The following is a 17,918-nucleotide window of genomic DNA, read 5'->3' as shown; positions in this document are numbered from 1 at the left end:
CCAATGAGTAGTGTTCCAGTCGTCGCCCAATCCCATGCCACGTCGCTCAAGGCGGACTACAAAGTGGCCAAAGCCCAGTTGCTGGAACGCTTTAAAACGGCCACCAACGTCGATGCGTTGATGGCCGCCCTCGCACGCGCCACCGACGACTCGCTGCGCGCCGCGTGGGACACCTGCGAACTGCCGGGCGAGCTGGCGCTGCTGGCCGTCGGCGGCTATGGGCGGGGCGAACTGGCGCCGCACTCCGACATCGACATCCTCGTGCTGCTGCCCGACGCGCCGATCGAGCATCTGCAAGCGCGCATCGAACGCTTTATCAGCCTCGCGTGGGATTTGGGGCTGGAACTCGGCAGCAGCGTGCGCAGCGTGTCGCAATGTCTCGAAGAAGCCGCCAACGATGTCACTGTGCGCACCTCGCTGCTCGAAGCGCGGCGCATCACGGGCAGCGCGGCGCTGTTCGACGACTTCGCGAAGCGTTACCGCGCGGCGCTCGATCCGAAGGCATTCTTCCAGGCGAAGGTGCTGGAAATGCGCCAGCGTCACGCGAAGTTTCAGGACACGCCGTACGCGCTCGAACCCAACATCAAGGAAAGCCCGGGCGGCCTGCGCGACCTTCAGCTGATTCTCTGGATCACCCAGGCAGCCGGTTTCGGCAGCAGCTGGCGCGAACTCGAAGCGCGCGGGCTGATCACCGAGCGCGAAGCGCGCGAACTGCGCCACAACGAAGGCTTCCTGAAGGCACTGCGCGCGCGGCTGCATGTGATCGCCGGGCGTCGTCAGGACATCATGGTGTTCGACCTGCAGACGCCGGTGGCCGAGAGCTTCGGCTACAAGCCGACCGTCACCAAGCGCGCGAGCGAACAGCTGATGCGCCGCTATTACTGGTCCGCCAAGGCCGTCACGCAGCTCGCGACGATTCTGATCCAGAACATCGAGGCGCAGCTCTTCCCCAGCACGAGCGGCATTACGCGCGTGCTGTCCGACCGCTTCGTCGAAAAGCAGGGCATGCTGGAAATTGCCAGCGACGACGTGTTCCAGCGCGAACCGAACGCAATCCTCGAGGCCTTCCTGCTGTACGAACAGACGCCCGGCGTCAAGGGTTTGTCGGCGCGCACGCTGCGCGCGATCTACAACGCGCGCGACGTGATGGATCAGCACTGGCGGCGCGACCCGGAAAACCGCCGTCTGTTCATGGACATCCTGAAGCAGCCGGCGGGCATCACGCACGCCTTGCGTTTGATGAACCAGACCAGCGTGCTCGGGCGATATCTGCTGAATTTCCGCCGCATCGTCGGACAGATGCAGCATGACCTGTATCACGTCTACACCGTCGACCAGCACATCCTGATGGTTCTGCGCAACCTGCGCCGCTTCGCGGTGGCCGAGCACGCGCACGAGTATCCATTCTGCAGCCAGTTGATCGCCAACCTCGAGCGGCCATGGGTGCTGTACGTGGCGGCGCTGTTCCACGATATCGCCAAGGGCCGCGGCGGTGACCACTCCACGCTCGGCATGGTCGACGCGCGGCGCTTCTGCCGCCAGCACGGCATCGAGGGCGAGGACGGCGAGCTGGTCGTGTGGATGGTGCAACAGCATCTGACGATGAGCCAGGTCGCGCAGAAGCAGGATACGAGCGACCCGGAAGTGATCAGGCGCTTTGCCGAACTGGTCGGCACCGAGCGGCGGCTGACCGCACTCTATCTGCTGACCGTGGCCGACATCCGCGGCACCAGCCCGAAAGTCTGGAACACGTGGAAAGGCAAGCTGCTCGAAGACCTGTACCGCACCACCCTGGCGGTGCTCGGCGGCGCGCGGCCGGACGCGCATTCGGAACTGAAGTCCCGCCAGGAAGAGGCGCTCGCGCTGCTGCGCCTCGAAACCGTGCCGGAAGGCGCGCAACGGGCGCTGTGGGACAAGCTCGACATCGGCTATTTCCTGCGCCACGACGCGGCGGATATCGCGTGGCAAACACGCGTGTTATATCGTCATGTCGAAACGCCGACGCCGATCGTCCGGGCTCGTCCGTCGCCGATCGGCGAGGCGCTTCAGGTGCTGGTGTACGTGAAGGACCAGCCCGATCTGTTCGCCGGCATTTGCGCGTATTTCGACCGCAATGGCTTGTCGGTGCTCGATGCGCGGGTCAGCACGACCCGTCACGGGTACGCGCTCGATAATTTCCTCGTCGCGCATACCGAAGAAGACGTGCATTATCGCGATATTGCCAATCTGGTCGAACAGGAACTGACCGCCCGCCTCGCCGGCCACGGAACCCTGCTGCCGGGACCGTCGAAAGGCCGTTTGTCGAGGCTGTCGCGGACCTTCCCTGTCACGCCGCGCGTCGATCTTCGGGCCGACGAGCGCGGCCAATACTACATCCTGTCCGTGTCGGCGAACGACCGGCCAGGCCTTCTTTATTCGATCGCGCGCGTGCTGGCCGAGCACCGGGTCGGCGTCGCCTCGGCGCGGATCAATACGCTCGGCGAACGCGTCGAAGACGTGTTCCTGCTGGATGGACACGGTCTGTCGGACAACCGCCTGCAAATTCAGGTCGAGACCGAACTGCTGCGCGCGATTGCAGTGTGAGATTTCATGCGAGTCAAATTAACAGCCAAGCACCCGCGGCCGGCTTCGTCCGAACGCGCCCCTGTCCGTACCGGTAGCACGTCGGCGCGTAAGCCGACGCGCCCGGCGGGACCGAAACCGTCGACGGCGGGCTTCAGCGGGGCGCGGGGCGAAGGCGCTGGCGCAGCGGGTAGCGGCGGCAAACGGCCGGCTGGCGGTAAGCCGGCGACGGGCGGTGCGCGCGCGCCACGCGCTGAAGGGTCGTTTTCGCGCGAGCGGGATGCGGGCGCCGCGGGCGCGCCGCGCCGTGCGACGTCGGATCGGCCGCCGCGCCGCGAAGGGGCTGGCGGTGCGCCGCGCCGGTTTGAAGGCGGTGAGCGTGGTGAACGGGTTCCGCGCCGCACTGAAGGTGAGCGCGGCCAAGGTGCGCCGCGCCGCCTTGAAGGCGCTGGCGATCGCGGTGAACGCGGACCCCGCCGTTTCGAAGGCGCTGGGGATCGCGGCGACCGCCCCCCGCGCCGCGACGACGGCGAACGCCGCCCGTTCAGCGGTCCGCGTCCGGGCGGCGCAGGCCGTCCGTCGGAAGGCGGCCCGCGTGGCGAACGTCCGGTGCGCCGCGAGCGCGACGCATCCGATCGCCCCCGTTTCGGCAGCGACCGCGGGGCTCCGCAAGAACGCCGCAGCAGCGAGCGGGGACCGCGCAGCGACAGCGCGCCGCGTCGTTTCGAAGGCGAGCGCGGCTCGTCCGAACGTGGCGAACGCAGCGTCGCAAAACCCGCGAAAAGCGGCTACGGCGACCGCTCGGACCGTCCGGCACGCGCTCCGCGCGACGACCGTGGTGAACGCGGCGGCCGTGGTGAGCGGACGCCGGCCAAACGCGAATTCGGCGACCGCCCGGCCCGCAGCGGTGAACGCACCGAGCGTGGCGAGCGCCCGGTCCGCAGCTTCGACAGAACAGTGCCGTCCGCGCCCCGCCGCTTCGGCGACGACCGGCCGGCACGCGCCGACAAGCCGCGCGGCTCCGCATCGGCAGCACGAGCCGAGCGGCGCGACACCGACATCGACGCCGATGCCGCCCCGCGCACGCCGCGTCGCGATTACGAAGACGCGCCGGGCATGCTGCGCCTGTCGAAACTGATGTCCGAACTCGGCCTGTGCTCGCGCCGCGAAGCCGACGAGTGGATCGAAAAAGGCTGGGTGCTGGTGGACGGCGAGCGCGTCGACACGCTCGGCACCAAGGTTCGCCCGGATCAGCGCATCGAGATCGACCCCGCCGCCGAAGCCGCGCAAGCAAGCCAGGTGACGGTGCTGATTCACAAGCCCGTTGGTCTGGTCTCGGGCCAGGCGGAAGACGGCTATCAGCCGGCCATCACGCTGGTCACGCCGGAGAATCGCTGGGAAGGCGATCACTCGGAGATCCGCTTCTCGGTCGCGCATCTGCGCCAGCTCGCGCCGGCCGGCCGTCTGGACATCGACTCGACGGGCCTGCTGGTGTTGACGCAGGACGGCCGCATCGCCAAGCAACTGGTCGGCGGCCATTCGGAGATCGACAAGGAGTATCTGGTGCGCGTGGCCTACGGCGAGCACAGCACCGACGTCGAGAGCCACTTCCCGCCCGAAAGCCTCGCGCTGCTGTGCCACGGCCTGTCGCTCGACGACGTGCCGCTGAAACCCGCGCAGGTCAACTGGCAAAACGGCGAGCAGTTGCGTTTCGTGCTACGCGAAGGCAAGAAGCGCCAGATTCGCCGGATGTGCGAACTGGTCGGGCTCGAAGTGATTGGCCTGAAGCGCGTGCGGATGGGTCGCGTGATGCTCGGTGCGCTGCCGCCGGGCCAATGGCGCTATCTGTCGGCCGACGAATCGTTCTGACGCCGCGAGCGCCTGTTCAATACGGACAGGCGCTCGAAGAACGCAGGATTCGCCCAGCAAAAAGCCCACGCAAATGCGTGGGTTTTTTGTTGCCGGCAGCCCTCACAGTTATGTGATCCCGCTGCGGCAGACCAGAAAACAGCGTCAATCGTCGCTGTTCGGATCCATATCCGGAAACAGCACTTCCGTGAAGCCGAACTTCGCGAAATCGTTGATCCGCATCGGATACAGCTTGCCGATCAGGTGATCGCACTCGTGCTGCACGACGCGCGCATGGAAGCCCTCGGCCACCCGGTCGATCGGTTTGCCATACTGATCGAAGCCGTGATACTTGATCATCGAAAACCGGCTCACCGCGCCGCGCAAGCCCGGCACCGACAGACAGCCTTCCCACCCCTCTTCCATATCGAGCGAGACCGGCGTGATGGTCGGGTTGATCAGCACTGTCTCCGGCACCGGCGGCGCGTCCGGATAGCGCTCGTTCTTCGCGAAGCCGAAGATCACCACCTGCAGATTGACGCCGACCTGCGGCGCGGCGAGGCCCGCGCCGTTCGCATCATGCATGGTCTCGAACATGTCTTTGACGAGTTCATGCAGTTCGGACGTGTCGAAGTGATCGACCGGATCGGCAATACGCAAAAGGCGCGGGTCGCCCATCTTGAGAATTTCGCGGATCATGACTGCCCCTCCAGGAGCTTACGCATACCATCTTCGTCGAGGACGGGGATGCCGAGTTCCTCGGCCTTCGCCAACTTGCTGCCCGCTTCGGCCCCCGCCACCACATAGTCCGTTTTCTTCGACACGGAACCCGCCACTTTCGCGCCGGCCGCTTCGAGCATTTCCTTCGCCTCTTCGCGCGCGAGGCTCGGCAAGGTGCCGGTCAGCACCACGGTCTTGCCGGCCAGCACGCCTTGCGGCGCCTTCGGCGCGGGCGGTCCTTCCGGCCATGTGACCTTGCCCGGTGCGCGCAGTTGCTCGATCACCGTGCGGTTGTGCTCTTCGGCGAAAAACTGATGAATCGATTCGGCGACCACCGGCCCGACATCGTTGACTTCCAGCAGTGCTTCGACCGACGCGTCCATGATCGGGTCCAGCGAGCCGAAATGCTTCGCCAGATCTTTCGCCGTCGATTCCCCCACGTGGCGAATGCCGAGTGCGTAGATGAAGCGCGCCAGCGTGGTGTGCCTGGCCTTTTCGAGCGAGTCGAGCAGGTTCTGCGCGGACTTCTCGGCGAAGCGGTCGAGTTCGGCAAGCGTCGCAAAGCCGAGGTTGAACAGATCGGCCGGCGTACGCACCAGATTCTGCTCGACCAGTTGATCGATGATCTTTTCGCCGAGCCCGTCGATATCGAGCGCGCGCCGCTGCGCGAAGTGCCACAGCGCCTGCTTGCGCTGCGCCGGACAGAACAGGCCGCCGGTACAGCGAGCAATCGCCTCGTCGGGCAGCCGCTCGATGCTCGAACCGCACACCGGGCACTGCGTCGGCATCACGAATTCGCGGGCGTCGTGCGGGCGGCGGTCGAGCAGCGCGCTCACCACTTCAGGAATCACGTCGCCGGCGCGCCGCACGATCACCGTGTCGCCGATGCGGATATCCTTGCGGCGCACTTCGTCTTCGTTATGCAGCGTGGCGTTCGTGACCGTCGCACCGCCGACGAACACTGGCTCCAGCCGCGCCACCGGCGTGATCGCGCCGGTGCGGCCGACCTGCACGTCGATCGCGACGAGCCGGGTCAGCGCTTCCTGCGCGGGGAATTTGTGCGCCAGCGCAAAACGCGGAGCGCGCGACACGAAGCCGAGCGCGTCCTGTTCGTCGCGCCGGTTGACCTTGTAGACCACCCCGTCGATGTCGTAGGGCAGCGTGTCGCGCTTCTCGCCGACCGCGCGGAAGAAGCCCAGCAAACCTTCGGCGCCCTGCACCACCGCCCGTTCGCCGTTCACCGGCAAGCCGAGTTCCTTGTACCAGTCGAGCAGTTCGCTATGGGTGGCAGGCATCTCGATACCGTCGAGCACGCCGATGCCATAAGCGAAAAACGACAGGGGCCGCTGCGCGGTGATCTTCGAATCGAGCTGTCGCAGGTTGCCCGCCGCGGCATTGCGCGGATTGACGAATTCCTTTTGCCCTGCGGCGCGCTGGCGTTCGTTCAGGCGTTCGAAGTCGCGCCTGAACATCAGCACTTCGCCGCGCACGTCGAGCACCTGCGGCACGCGCTTGCCTTTGAGCTTGAGCGGAATGGAGCGGATCGTGCGGACGTTTTCGGTGACATTCTCGCCGGTGGTGCCGTCGCCGCGCGTGGAGGCCTGGACGAACACACCGTCGACGTAACGCAGCGAGATCGCGAGGCCGTCGAACTTCAATTCGGCCGCGTAATCAACCGGCACCGGCGGCTCGCTCGCGTTCTTGCCGAGCGCGTCGCCGACGCGTTTGTCGAACGCGACGATGTCCTCATCGGCGAAACCGTTGTTCAGCGACAGCATCGGCTGATCGTGCACGACCTGCTCGAAGCCGCTGGCCGCCTCGCCGCCCACGCGCTGGGTGGGAGAATCCGGCACGATCAGATCCGGATGCTGCGTCTCGATGCTCTGCAGTTCCTTGAACAGCTTGTCGTATTCCGCGTCCGGCAGATCCGGCTGGTCGAGCACGTAGTACGCGTAGTTCGCGCGTTCGAGTTCCGCGCGCAGCCACGCGGCCCGCTCGGCCGGAGCGCTGGGTGCTGGGGAAGAGACGGGGGTTCGGGCCATGCTGTCGGACGGTTCTTCGGTGAAATTCGGACATTGGATTATCGCAGGAAGCGTGCCCCTTTACATCGGCCGAATGGACGGTTTCGGGCGAGTTTCGGCGCGCTCGCCTTCGCCTCGCGGCGGCGCGTGAACGCGCCGCCGCCAACGCTGCGCAAGTCACGCTCCAAACGACGACGGCCGCACATTGTGCGGCCGTCGCAGACATCAAGGAAAATCGTGCGGCTTACTGGCTGAACAAACGCCGCGTGGCCGGCGAACCCGCCGGAATCCCCGCCTGCTCGAGTTTCGCGTAGAGCGTCATCAACTGTTTCTCGATCGCGAGCAACGCGGTTTCCGGCAACGGACGGCGGCCGTCGTCGACCACCCGTCCGCCGATGCGCTCGGCCAACGATTTCGCGTAGTCGCACATCAGCCGGAACGGCAGGATGTCTTCATCGGCGACCGGCACATCGAGCACCAGCGTGATCATCTGGCCGCCCTTGTAGGTGAGGTCGTCGCGCAGGAAGTTGGTGTCGCCGAATTGCAGCATGAACACCGGCCTCTGGCGGGCGTCGAGCTTGACGAAACGCGTGCCGTCGCGCGACAGCAGCAAGCCGTCCTGGGACGCCACCGCCTGCACGTAATTGGCCGACCACGGCGCGCCGTCGGACAGCACGTTGATCGACAACTGCGCATCGCACTGCGCGGCGAACCCGTCGAGTTCGCGCGCCATCGCGACCGTTTCGAGCATGTCGGGGAATTCCGGCGCTGCGTCGAGCGCGTCGGCAAAATGCTGCACGCCGGTCACGAACTCCGAGAACTCCAGTTCGTTGAGCGCGCCGCTGCGATTGGCCAGTTGCGCGGCCGCGCGCAGTTCTTCGTAGCGCGCGCCGTTTTGCAGCAACTCCCACGCGCCGCCTTCGAGCTTGCCTTCGATATGCACCGGCTTGCTGCCGGCGCGGCGCAGGCGCTGCGCGAGCGGTATCACCTTGTCGCCGGCGACCGGGCCGTTCAGGCGAATCGGCACGATGCAGTCGATCCGGCGGTCCACGATAGCCGGCGGTGCCGAAGAGATCGTCGTGGCGGCGGGCAGAATCGGCTCGACCGGTTCGTCGGCGCCGCGCGCGCCATGCGCCGGCTGCGTGGCTTTGCCAGCCTCGCCGGCGCGGTCAACCTCGCCGGCCTCGGCCGCATGACCACCTTCGGCTTCGGCCACCCCCTCGGCTTCCGGATAGCCATTCGGTGTGACCGTATCGGCCTGGATATCGGCCGGCGTATCGAGCGGCGCGGCGGCCACCGCGCCAAACGTCGGCTCGACGCGCGCCGACGCCGTTTCCGCAGCCGCTTCGGCACCCACCACCGGTTCGCGCCGCGTAGTCGGCCGCGCCGGTTCGATGAACGGGCTCTGTTCCTCCTGATCGTCCCGCGCGAAGCTTTCGGCGGTCTCGGCCGGCATGGGCCGCGGCATCTTGCGACGCACCTTCGCGCCCTGCCACGCGTTGTACACGACCACGCCTCCGACCACCACGGCACCCGCGCCGATCAAACCGAGTGTCAACTCGTCCATGCATGCTCCATCAGCAATTCTTCTATCTGCGCGGCTATGCGCCCGCTCCACGTGTCGCGCGGCGTTGGCCGCTGCTGAACCGCGGGCGCCCGCGAAGGCTCAACTTAAACGATATTCTGGGCGAAACCGGCCGCGGTTTCCATGTCGACCGCCACGATGCGCGACACGCCCTGCTCCTGCATGGTCACGCCGATCAACTGTTGCGCCATTTCCATGGCGATCTTGTTGTGCGAGATGAACAGGAACTGGGTTTTGTCCGACATCGCCCGTACGAGGTTCGCGAAACGCTCGGTGTTGGCGTCGTCGAGCGGCGCGTCCACTTCGTCGAGCAGACAGAACGGCGCCGGATTCAGCTGGAACATCGCGAACACCAGTGCGGTGGCGGTCAGCGCTTTTTCGCCACCCGACAGCAGGTGAATCGTCGAATTCTTCTTGCCTGGCGGCTGCGCCATCACCTGCACGCCGGCGTCGAGAATCTCGTCGCCGGTCATGATCAGCTTCGCCTGGCCGCCGCCGAACAGACGCGGGAACAGTTCGCCGAAATGACGGTTCACTTCGTCGAAGGTGCCTTGCAGCAGCGTGCGCGTTTCCGCGTCGATCTTGCGGATCGCGTCCTCGAGCGTTTCGATTGCGCTGGTCAGGTCGGCCGATTGCGAGTCGAGGAACGTCTTGCGCTCGGTCGCCGCCTTCAGTTCGTCGAGCGCGGCCATGTTGACCGGGCCGAGCGCGGTGATCGCGTTGTTGATGCGCGTGACTTCGCCTTGCAGGTACGACGGCTTCATGTCCGGCGTGAGCCTGGCCTGCAACTCGGCCTCGTCGACACCCGCCTCGGCGAGTTGCTCGATGAACTGCTCGCCGCTCAGACGCGCGGCCTGTTCCTTCAACTGCAATTCGTTGATGCGCTCGCGCAGCGGTTGCAGCGCGCGCTCGGCGGTGAGACGGGTTTCGTCGGCGGCGCGCAGCCTGGCGGTCAGATCGTCGAGTTCGAGGCGCGCGGCGTGCAGCGCTTCTTCCTTGACCGAACGGATGTCGAGCGCGTCCTGCAAGCCGGTGTGCGCGGTCTGCTCGTTGATCGTTTCCAGCTCGGCGCGCGCATCTTCCAGCGACACCGCAACGCGCTCGCTCTGCTCATGCGCGACCTGGATGCTGCGCTTCAGTTCGTCGATGCGGTTCGCCATGTTGCGCGCGGCGAAGCGCGCATCGGTGGCGGCACGATCGAGGTCGCGCGCCTGGCCGCGCGCGGCGGTGAGCACTTCGTCGAGCCCTTCGAAGGCCAGTTGGTGGTCTTCGAAACGCGCCTGCAATTCAGCGAGTTCGCCGTCGTGCCGCTCGAAGTTCGCTTCCGATTCCGCACGCATCGCGCGCTGCTCTTCGATCTGCCCGGTGATCTCTGCGAGTTCCTCGCGAATCTGCGTGCTGCGCTGCGTGTAACGCTCGTGCGCCTGGGTGAGCTTGAGCACACCCATCTGCAACGCGTGCACGCGCTGCGTCGCGCGCTCGGCCTGCTGACGCAAGTCGGTCAGCGCTTGCGCGGCTTGCGTGTGCGCGGCTTCGGCGCGGATCGCGGCGGCCTTCGCTTCGTCGGCGAGCAACGCCTGCGCGCGCACCTGGCGCGCGAGGTTTTCGATTTCCTGCTGACGGGCCAGCATGCCGGCCTGTTCGGAATCGGCGGCATACAGTTGCACGCCGACGCGCGTCGCCACGTGGCCCGCCTTCACGACGAACGAGCCGCCTTCCGGCAATTGCGAGCGCATGCTGAGCGCCTGTTGCAGGTCGTCGGCGACGAACGCGAGGCCGAGCCAGTCGTTCAGCACCGCGCGAATGCCCGCGTCGTCGATCCGCACCAGCGACAACAGCGGCCGCAACGCGGGCGGCGTGGCGGCCGGCTGCCCGGCCACCGGCGGTGCGTAGAACGCGAGCTTGGCGGGCGGCGCATCGGTGGCGAACGCCTTGACCCAGTCGAGGTTCGACACTTCGAGCGCGGCGAGCCGCTCGCGCAGCACCGCTTCGAGCGCGGTTTCCCAACCGGCTTCGACGTGCAGCTTCTTCCACAGACGCGGCAGGCCGCCCAGTTCGTGCTTTTCGAGCCACGGCTGGATCTTGCCTTCGGTCTGGACGTTTTCCTGCAACTGCTTGAGCGCGGCCAGGCGCGCGTCGAGCTGATGAATCTGCGCGCCTTCGGCCTGCACGCGCTCCTGCGCGGCGCGGCGCTCGCCGTCGAGGCGCGGCAGGGTTTCCTGCGCGTCGGCGAGACGGGCTTGCGCGTCGTGCAGGATCTCTTCGTGTTCGGCGAGCTGCATGCGCAGGTCTTCGAGCTGCGCTTCGTCGGGTGCGTCGAGACCGCCCGCTTCCGACTTCAGGCGCTCGTGACGCTGCTGCAACTGCTGCAACTGCTGGTCGGCATTGCGCTGATGCGCGGCTTCGAGCTTCAAAGCCTGTTCGGTCTGCGCGATCCCGCCGCGCTCCGCGTTCAGCTCCGTCTGCGCGTCGCGCCAGCGCGCTTCGAGCGCGGGCATCGCGTCGTGCTTCGCGGCAGCTTCGTCTTCGGCGAGCGCGGCTTTTTCTTCGGCGACGACCAGCTGTTCTTCAGCGTCTTCGATGTCGCCCTGCGCCTTTTCGGCTTGCGACTGCCACTGCTCGCGCTGCGCGGTCAGCGCGGCGATCTGCGCCTGCACGCGGTTGCGCGATTCGACGATGAACCTGATCTCGGCTTCGAGCCGGCTGACTTCCGAATTCGCCTCGTACAGCGCGCCTTGCGCGCCCTGCATCACGTCGCTGGCCGAGTAGTGCGCGACCCGCAGCGTTTCGAGTTGCGCTTCGACTTCGCGCAGCTTCGCGGTTTGCGCCTCGAGGTCGATCTGCGCCTGTTCGATCGCACGTTGCTGCCGTTCCTGCTCGCTGCCCGCCTCGTTCTTGCGCAACAGCCACAACAGACGCTGCTTCTCTTCGCCGTCGGTCTGCAGTTCCTTGTAGCGCGTGGCGACGATCGCCTGCGCTTCGAGCTTCTCGAGGTTGGTGCCCAGTTCGCGGACGATGTCCTCGACCCGCGTCAGATTCTCGCGCGTGTCGTGCAGACGGTTCTCGGTTTCGCGGCGGCGTTCCTTGTACTTCGACACGCCGGCGGCTTCTTCGAGGAACACGCGCAGCTCTTCCGGCTTCGCTTCGATCAGCCGCGCGATCATGCCCTGCCCGATGATCGCGTACGCGCGCGGCCCGAGGCCGGTGCCGAGGAAGATGTCCTGGATGTCGCGGCGACGCGCCGGCAGATTGTTGATGTAGTAGCTCGAGGTGCCGTCGCGCGTGAGCACGCGCTTGACGGCGATTTCGGCATACTGGCCCCACTGGCCGGCGGCGCGGCCGTCGGCGTTGTCGAACACGAGTTCGACGCTGGCGCGGCTACCCGGCTTGCGCGCGGTCGAGCCATTGAAGATCACGTCCTGCATCGACTCGCCGCGCAGCTCGGAGGCGCGCGATTCGCCGAGCACCCAGCGCACGGCGTCGATGATGTTGGACTTGCCGCACCCGTTCGGTCCGACCACGCCGACTAGCTGGCCCGGAACCTGGAAATGCGTGGGATCGACGAATGACTTGAAGCCAGCGAGTTTGATCGAGGTCAGACGCACGGCGATTTCGCTGTTTGAAAAGGGAAAATAATAGGTGGCTCGTGAAGGCCGCGTGAGCCGTTCGCCGATGCAGCGACACGGCCCGCGAACCCCGCAAACCCTCGGATCACGCGCGCCGGCTGTACGCGCTCAGGCATGCGCCGGCTAATGAGGGGCAATCATACCATCGCACGTGGGCGATTCTTACCGCCCTTACGGTCGTTGCGATCGCTATCGAGGTCGTCGGCGAGGCTCACGTCCTCGGTGGCCGGATCGGGCGGCAGCACCTTGGTCCGGTGGACCCAGCTGGACAACGCCGAAGCCAGCACGATGCACACGCCGCCGGCCCATTCGCGCGGGCCAGGCGTCTCCCCGGCAAACAGCCATGCGGACAACGCGGTAACCACGATCTCGAACAGCATGATGATCGACGCCCGGTTGGCCGGCACGCGCGCGAGCCCGTATTGCACCAGCATGTTGTTCGACGCCAGCAGCAGGCCGAGGCCGATCACGAGCCACGCGGCGGTGCCGAGATGCGCGCCGGTGGGCGGCGCGGGCATCGCTTCGAACAGCGACGCGCACGCGCTGAACAGCGCCGCGCCGCCGAAGATCGTCGCGGTGCGCATTTCCGGCTTCATCTCCGGCAGCACGCGGCTTGTCTTGAGGATCAGCACGTTGCTCATCGCGAAGCCCATGCCGCCCGCGAGGCCCGCCCATTCGGCGAGATTGCCGGGCACCGGGAGCCCCAACCGGGGCGACCACAACATGGTCATCGCGCCGGCCAGCGACAGCGCGGCAAGACCCGCGCCCGACCACGTCAGCCGTTCATGCAGGATGAAGTGTGCGAACAGCGCGGTCCATGCGGGGGTGAGGTAGAACAGCAGCAGCACGCGCATCACCTGGCCGTGGATCGAGCCCCACACGAAGCCGAGGTTGGTGATGCCCGCGGCCAACGCGAGTGCCGGCAGCAGCCAGTGCCAGCGCACGGTCTTGAGCGCGCGATGGCGCACCAGCAGCACGAACAGGCAACCGGCGCCGCTGGTCAGCGCGCTGGCCGCGGTGCCGGTGACCCCGAGGGCCGCCAGCATGCGCAGCGGATACCAGATCATTCCCCACACCGACGCGCCCAGCATGATTGCGAGCGTCGGCCAGCCGTTGCGAAGCCAGTTGTTCATCGCGCAAGGCTCCTTGCGGAGTCGCGCGCGGGGTTGCTCGCGGGCTTGCTCGCGGGCTTGCTCGCTGGGTTGTTCGGAAGATTGCTCGGGGTGTTGCTCTTCATGTTGTTGCCGTCACCAACCGCGGCGGGCTCGCGCCCGCTTCGTCCGACCGTCTCCGGGACTGCTGCGTACATTGCTGCTCCTGCTTCTTTTTGCGCGAACCGTCGGGGGTTCGCGTCGTTCCCGCTGCAACGCATTCAATACGCCGCCTGGCGGGTTGCGCCGCTGCTTGACGGCGCACCGTGTTCTGCCACTGTGTGTTACCTCGCGGGGCGGTGAGGCCACGGATTGCCCACGCCCGTTGCCACACCACGCCTGCCAACGCCTGGCCGTCACGCCAGGCTGCGCGCCCCACGCTATAATCACCCGCTCGCCGCCGCTGCCGGCCGGTTCGCCTCGCGCATTGAATGCGCTGCGCCACCGGCGCGCGTGCCCGGCTTCTTCCTGCATCCGTCTGCGCCCCTCTTCGATCAGGCTCGATCCGCCCAGTGAACCCGCTACTCGACTCCCTCCAGCCCTACCCGTTCGAAAAGCTGCGCGTGCTTTTCAAGGACGTCACGCCGCCGGCCGGCCTCACGCATATCAGCTTCGGCATCGGCGAACCGAAACATCCTACGCCGACGCTGATCCGCGACGCCGTGGTGGCTTCGCTCGGCGGCCTCGCCGCGTATCCGGCCACGATCGGAACGCCGGCGCTGCGCGAGTCGATCGCGAAATGGGTCACGCAGCGCTACAACCTGCCACCGATCGATCCGGCGACCCAGGTGCTGCCGGTGTCGGGCTCGCGCGAGGCGCTGTTCGCCCTCGCGCAGACCGTGCTGGACCCGCAGCGCAATGCCGACGGCGAGCCTGCGATCGTACTCTGTCCGAACCCGTTCTACCAAATCTATGAAGGCGCGGCGATTCTCGGCGGCGCACAGCCGTACTTCGTCAATAGCGACCCGGCGCGCAACTTCGCCTGCGACTACGCGGCGGTGCCGGCCGACATCTGGGCCCGCACGCAGCTGCTGTACGTGTGCTCGCCCGGCAATCCGACCGGCGCGGTGCTCACGCTCGACGACTGGCGCGAACTGTTCGCGCTGTCGGACCGCTACGGCTTCGTGATCGCGTCGGACGAGTGCTACTCCGAGATCTATTTCGACGAAGCGAAGCCGCCGCTCGGCGGCCTCGAAGCCGCGCATAAGCTGGGCCGCGGCTTCGAGCGGCTGGTCATGCTGTCGAGCCTGTCCAAGCGGTCGAACGTGCCGGGCATGCGCTCGGGCTTCGTGGCCGGCGACGCGGCGATCCTGAAAGACTTCCTGCTGTACCGCACCTACCACGGCGCGGCCTTGTCGACCGTGTTCCAGAGCGCCAGCATCGCCGCCTGGAACGACGAAACGCACGTGCGCGAGAACCGCGCGAAGTACCTGCAGAAGTTCTCCACCGTCACGCCGATGCTCGCCGAAGTGCTCGACGTGCGCCTGCCGGACGCCGCGTTCTACCTGTGGGCGGACGTCTCGCGTACCGGCCTCACGGACACCGGGTTCGCCCAGCGCCTTTACGCCGACTATAATGTGACGGTTCTGCCGGGCTCGTTCCTCGCGCGTACCGCGCATGGCGTGAACCCCGGCCGCAATTTCGTGCGCCTCGCGCTGGTCGCCGACGTCGACGAATGCACGCAGGGCGCCCAGCGGATCGTCGAGTTTTGCCGCGCGCTCGCCGGTTGAGTCCGGCCAACGGTTTTGACCGTTGGCGAACCCGCTCCCGGCGCACCGCATCGCCTTCTTCCGACTTCAACTCTTCAGAAAAGCACGCATATGTCGCAACAACTTCAGCAGATCATTGACACCGCCTGGGAAAACCGCGCCGAACTGTCGCCGAAGGCCGCTCCGGCCGACGTGCGCGAAGCCGTCGCCCACGCGATCGAGCAACTGGACAAGGGCGCGCTGCGCGTCGCCGAAAAGAAGGACGGCGACTGGGTCGTCAATCAATGGCTGAAGAAAGCCGTGCTGCTGTCGTTCCGCCTCGAAGACAACGCGCCGATGCCGGCCGGCGGCTACAGCCAGTTCTACGACAAGGTGCCGTCGAAGTTCGCCAGCTACACCGCTGAAGACTTCGCCGCCGGCGGCTTCCGCGTGGTGCCGCCCGCGATCGCGCGCCGCGGCTCGTTCATCGCGAAGAACGTCGTGCTGATGCCGTCGTACACCAACATCGGCGCCTACGTCGACGAAGGCACGATGGTCGACACGTGGGCCACCGTCGGTTCGTGCGCGCAGATCGGCAAGAACGTGCACCTGTCGGGCGGCGTGGGCATCGGCGGCGTGCTGGAGCCGCTGCAGGCGAACCCGGTCATCATCGAAGACAACTGCTTCATCGGCGCGCGTTCGGAAGTGGTCGAAGGCGTGATCGTCGAAGAGAACTCGGTGATCTCGATGGGCGTGTACCTCGGCCAGAGCACCAAAATTTACGACCGCGAAACCGGCGAAGTCACGTACGGCCGCATTCCGGCGGGCTCGGTGGTGGTGGCGGGCAACCTGCCTTCGAAAGACGGCTCGCACAGCCTGTACTGCGCGGTGATCGTCAAGAAGGTCGACGCCAGGACGCGCGCGAAGGTCGGCCTGAACGAGCTGCTGCGAGGCGATTGATGGCGCGCGGCACCAAAACCGTCGTCTACGGCATCCCGAACTGCGACACCGTGAAGAAGGCCCGCGTGTGGCTGGAAGAGCACGGCGTCGAGTTCGAGTTTCACGACTTCAAGAAGGCCGGCGTGACCGGGCCGCTGGTGCAGGACTGGCTGAAGGACGTGGAGCTCGACGCGTTGCTGAACCGCCGTGGCACCACGTGGCGCGGCCTGTCCGACGACATGAAGGCGGCCGCGGACACGCAGCCGGGCGCTATCGCGTTGATGATCCACAAGCCGTCGGTGATCAAGCGGCCGGTGCTGGTGGTCAACGGACGGGTCAAGTCGCTCGGTTTTGCCGCGCACGAATACGCCGCGCTGTTCGCCTGAGCGCGACGCGGTTGGCGTGCCCGGGCCCGTGGTCCGATGCGCGGGATTGAATGCGTTGCGCTGGCGCAGAAGTTGGCTCCGCCCTCGGCGCCCGTTTTGCCGTCAGACCCGAAGCCAGGACCGAATGCAACAAGAAGCAAGCGCGGCCTTGCCGCGTGGCTCAAAAGCTGTTGCCGGCTGCGGTGTTCCACCGCCAGCCGGCATTTTTTCATTTCAAAGTGGCTTGTACTGAATCCATGTCCGGCACCCTCGCCCTTACCGAACAACTGATCGCGCGCGCGTCCGTCACGCCCGACGATCAGCACTGCCAGCGCCTCCTGATCGAGCGCCTGTCCGCGCTCGGCTTCGAGCACGAAACGATCGAATCGAACGGCGTGACCAACCTGTGGGCCGTCAAACGCGGCGTCGACGGTACGCGCGGCAAGCTGCTCGCGTTCGCCGGCCATACCGACGTGGTGCCGACCGGCCCGCAAGAACAGTGGCACTCGGCGCCGTTCGAGCCAACCCGGCGCGACGGCAAGCTGTACGGCCGCGGCGCGGCGGACATGAAGGCGTCGATCGCCGGCTTCGTGGTGGCGAGCGAGGAATTCGTCGCGGCGCACCCTGCGCATCGCGGCTCGATCGCCTTCCTGATCACGAGCGACGAAGAAGGCCCGGCCACCGACGGCACCGTCAAGGTCGTCGAAGCGTTGCAGGCGCGCGGCGAGCGCATGGACTACTGCGTCGTCGGCGAACCGACTTCGAGCGCGCGGTTCGGCGACACGGTGAAGAACGGCCGGCGCGGTTCGATGTCCGGCAAGCTGATCGTCAAGGGCGTGCAAGGCCATATCGCCTATCCTCATCTGGCGAAAAATCCGGTGCATCTGCTCGCGCCCGCGCTGGCCGAGCTGGTGGCCGAGCGCTGGGACGACGGCAACGAATACTTCCCGCCCACCACGTGGCAGGTGTCGAACATTCACAGCGGCACCGGCGCGAGCAACGTGATCCCCGGCCATGCGGACGTGATGTTCAACTTCCGCTTTTCGACGGCCAGCACAGTCGAAGGTTTGCAGGCGCGCGTGCACGCGATCCTCGACAAACATGGCCTCGACTACGATCTGCAATGGAACGTGAGCGGCCTGCCGTTCCTGACGCCGCGCGGCGAGCTGTCGAACGCGCTCGCCACGGCGATCAAGGACGAAACCGGCGTGAGCACCGAACTGTCGACCACCGGCGGCACCTCGGACGGCCGCTTCATCGCGCGCATCTGCAAGCAGGTGATCGAATTCGGCCCGCTGAACGCCAGCATCCACAAGATCGACGAACATATCGAAGTCGCACACATCGAGCCGCTGAAGAACGTGTATCGCCGCGTGCTCGAACAACTGATCGCCTGACCAAGGACTATTTGCG

General features: G+C 66.5%; 11 protein-coding genes. 6 read left to right on the top strand and 5 right to left on the bottom strand.

All coding sequences use genetic code 11. The features are described 5' to 3' along the window. The first annotated feature begins 3 nt into the window (after positions 1-3). On the top strand, positions 4-2,583 hold the full coding sequence (locus tag HV744_RS04100) for a [protein-PII] uridylyltransferase (protein WP_175148273.1): 2,580 nt from the start codon (positions 4-6) through the stop codon (positions 2,581-2,583). A gap of 6 nt (positions 2,584-2,589) precedes the next feature. Next, positions 2,590-4,431 (top strand): pseudouridine synthase, encoded by a 1,842-nt coding sequence (locus tag HV744_RS04095; RefSeq protein WP_175148272.1) that lies wholly within the window; start codon positions 2,590-2,592, stop codon positions 4,429-4,431. A gap of 144 nt (positions 4,432-4,575) precedes the next feature. Here the strand turns inward: HV744_RS04095 and def are convergent, their stop codons facing one another. The 5 genes from def to HV744_RS04070 all read right to left on the bottom strand — a co-directional run bounded on the left by def (position 4,576) and on the right by HV744_RS04070 (position 13,495). Beyond that, the gene (gene def, locus HV744_RS04090; protein WP_175148271.1) at positions 4,576-5,109 is read right to left on the bottom strand and encodes a peptide deformylase; all 534 of its coding nucleotides are present in this window, start codon (positions 5,107-5,109) and stop codon (positions 4,576-4,578) included. Next, positions 5,106-7,172, bottom strand: a complete 2,067-nt coding sequence (gene ligA / locus HV744_RS04085) for an NAD-dependent DNA ligase LigA (protein ID WP_175148270.1) — start codon at positions 7,170-7,172, stop codon at positions 5,106-5,108. Before ligA ends, def begins: the two co-directional genes overlap by 4 nt. Positions 7,173-7,395: 223 nt before the next feature. Further along, on the bottom strand, positions 7,396-8,718 hold the full coding sequence (locus tag HV744_RS04080; RefSeq protein WP_175148269.1) for a cell division protein ZipA C-terminal FtsZ-binding domain-containing protein: 1,323 nt from the start codon (positions 8,716-8,718) through the stop codon (positions 7,396-7,398). A gap of 104 nt (positions 8,719-8,822) precedes the next feature. Next, a complete protein-coding gene (gene smc / locus HV744_RS04075; protein ID WP_175148268.1) occupies positions 8,823-12,341 on the bottom strand; it encodes a chromosome segregation protein SMC in 3,519 nt (1,172 codons plus the stop codon). A 158-nt stretch (positions 12,342-12,499) separates the two neighbouring features. Further along, positions 12,500-13,495 (bottom strand): DMT family transporter, encoded by a 996-nt coding sequence (locus HV744_RS04070; RefSeq protein ID WP_175148267.1) that lies wholly within the window; start codon positions 13,493-13,495, stop codon positions 12,500-12,502. Positions 13,496-14,025: 530 nt separating this feature from the next. Here HV744_RS04070 and dapC point away from each other — a divergent pair. The 4 genes from dapC (at position 14,026) to dapE (ending at position 17,902) form a co-directional block, all read left to right on the top strand. Further along, on the top strand, positions 14,026-15,243 hold the full coding sequence (dapC, locus tag HV744_RS04065; RefSeq protein ID WP_175148266.1) for a succinyldiaminopimelate transaminase: 1,218 nt from the start codon (positions 14,026-14,028) through the stop codon (positions 15,241-15,243). A 90-nt stretch (positions 15,244-15,333) separates the two neighbouring features. Continuing rightward, positions 15,334-16,161: a 2,3,4,5-tetrahydropyridine-2,6-dicarboxylate N-succinyltransferase gene (gene dapD, locus HV744_RS04060; RefSeq protein ID WP_175148265.1), complete on the top strand. Its 828-nt coding sequence runs from the start codon at positions 15,334-15,336 to the stop codon at positions 16,159-16,161. After that, positions 16,161-16,526 carry an ArsC family reductase gene (locus tag HV744_RS04055; RefSeq protein WP_175148264.1) on the top strand — a complete coding sequence of 122 codons (366 nt, stop codon included), beginning with the start codon at positions 16,161-16,163 and terminating at the stop codon, positions 16,524-16,526. Before dapD ends, HV744_RS04055 begins: the two co-directional genes overlap by 1 nt. Positions 16,527-16,762: 236 nt before the next feature. Beyond that, positions 16,763-17,902: a succinyl-diaminopimelate desuccinylase gene (gene dapE / locus HV744_RS04050; protein WP_175148263.1), complete on the top strand. Its 1,140-nt coding sequence runs from the start codon at positions 16,763-16,765 to the stop codon at positions 17,900-17,902. Positions 17,903-17,918: the final 16 nt, after the last annotated feature.

It is taken from the genome of Paraburkholderia ultramafica (assembly GCF_902859915.1).
Classification (GTDB): Bacteria; Pseudomonadota; Gammaproteobacteria; order Burkholderiales; family Burkholderiaceae; genus Paraburkholderia; species Paraburkholderia ultramafica.
The sequence above is the reverse complement of the archived record's forward strand: the minus strand, read 5'-3'. Positions and strand labels throughout refer to the sequence as shown.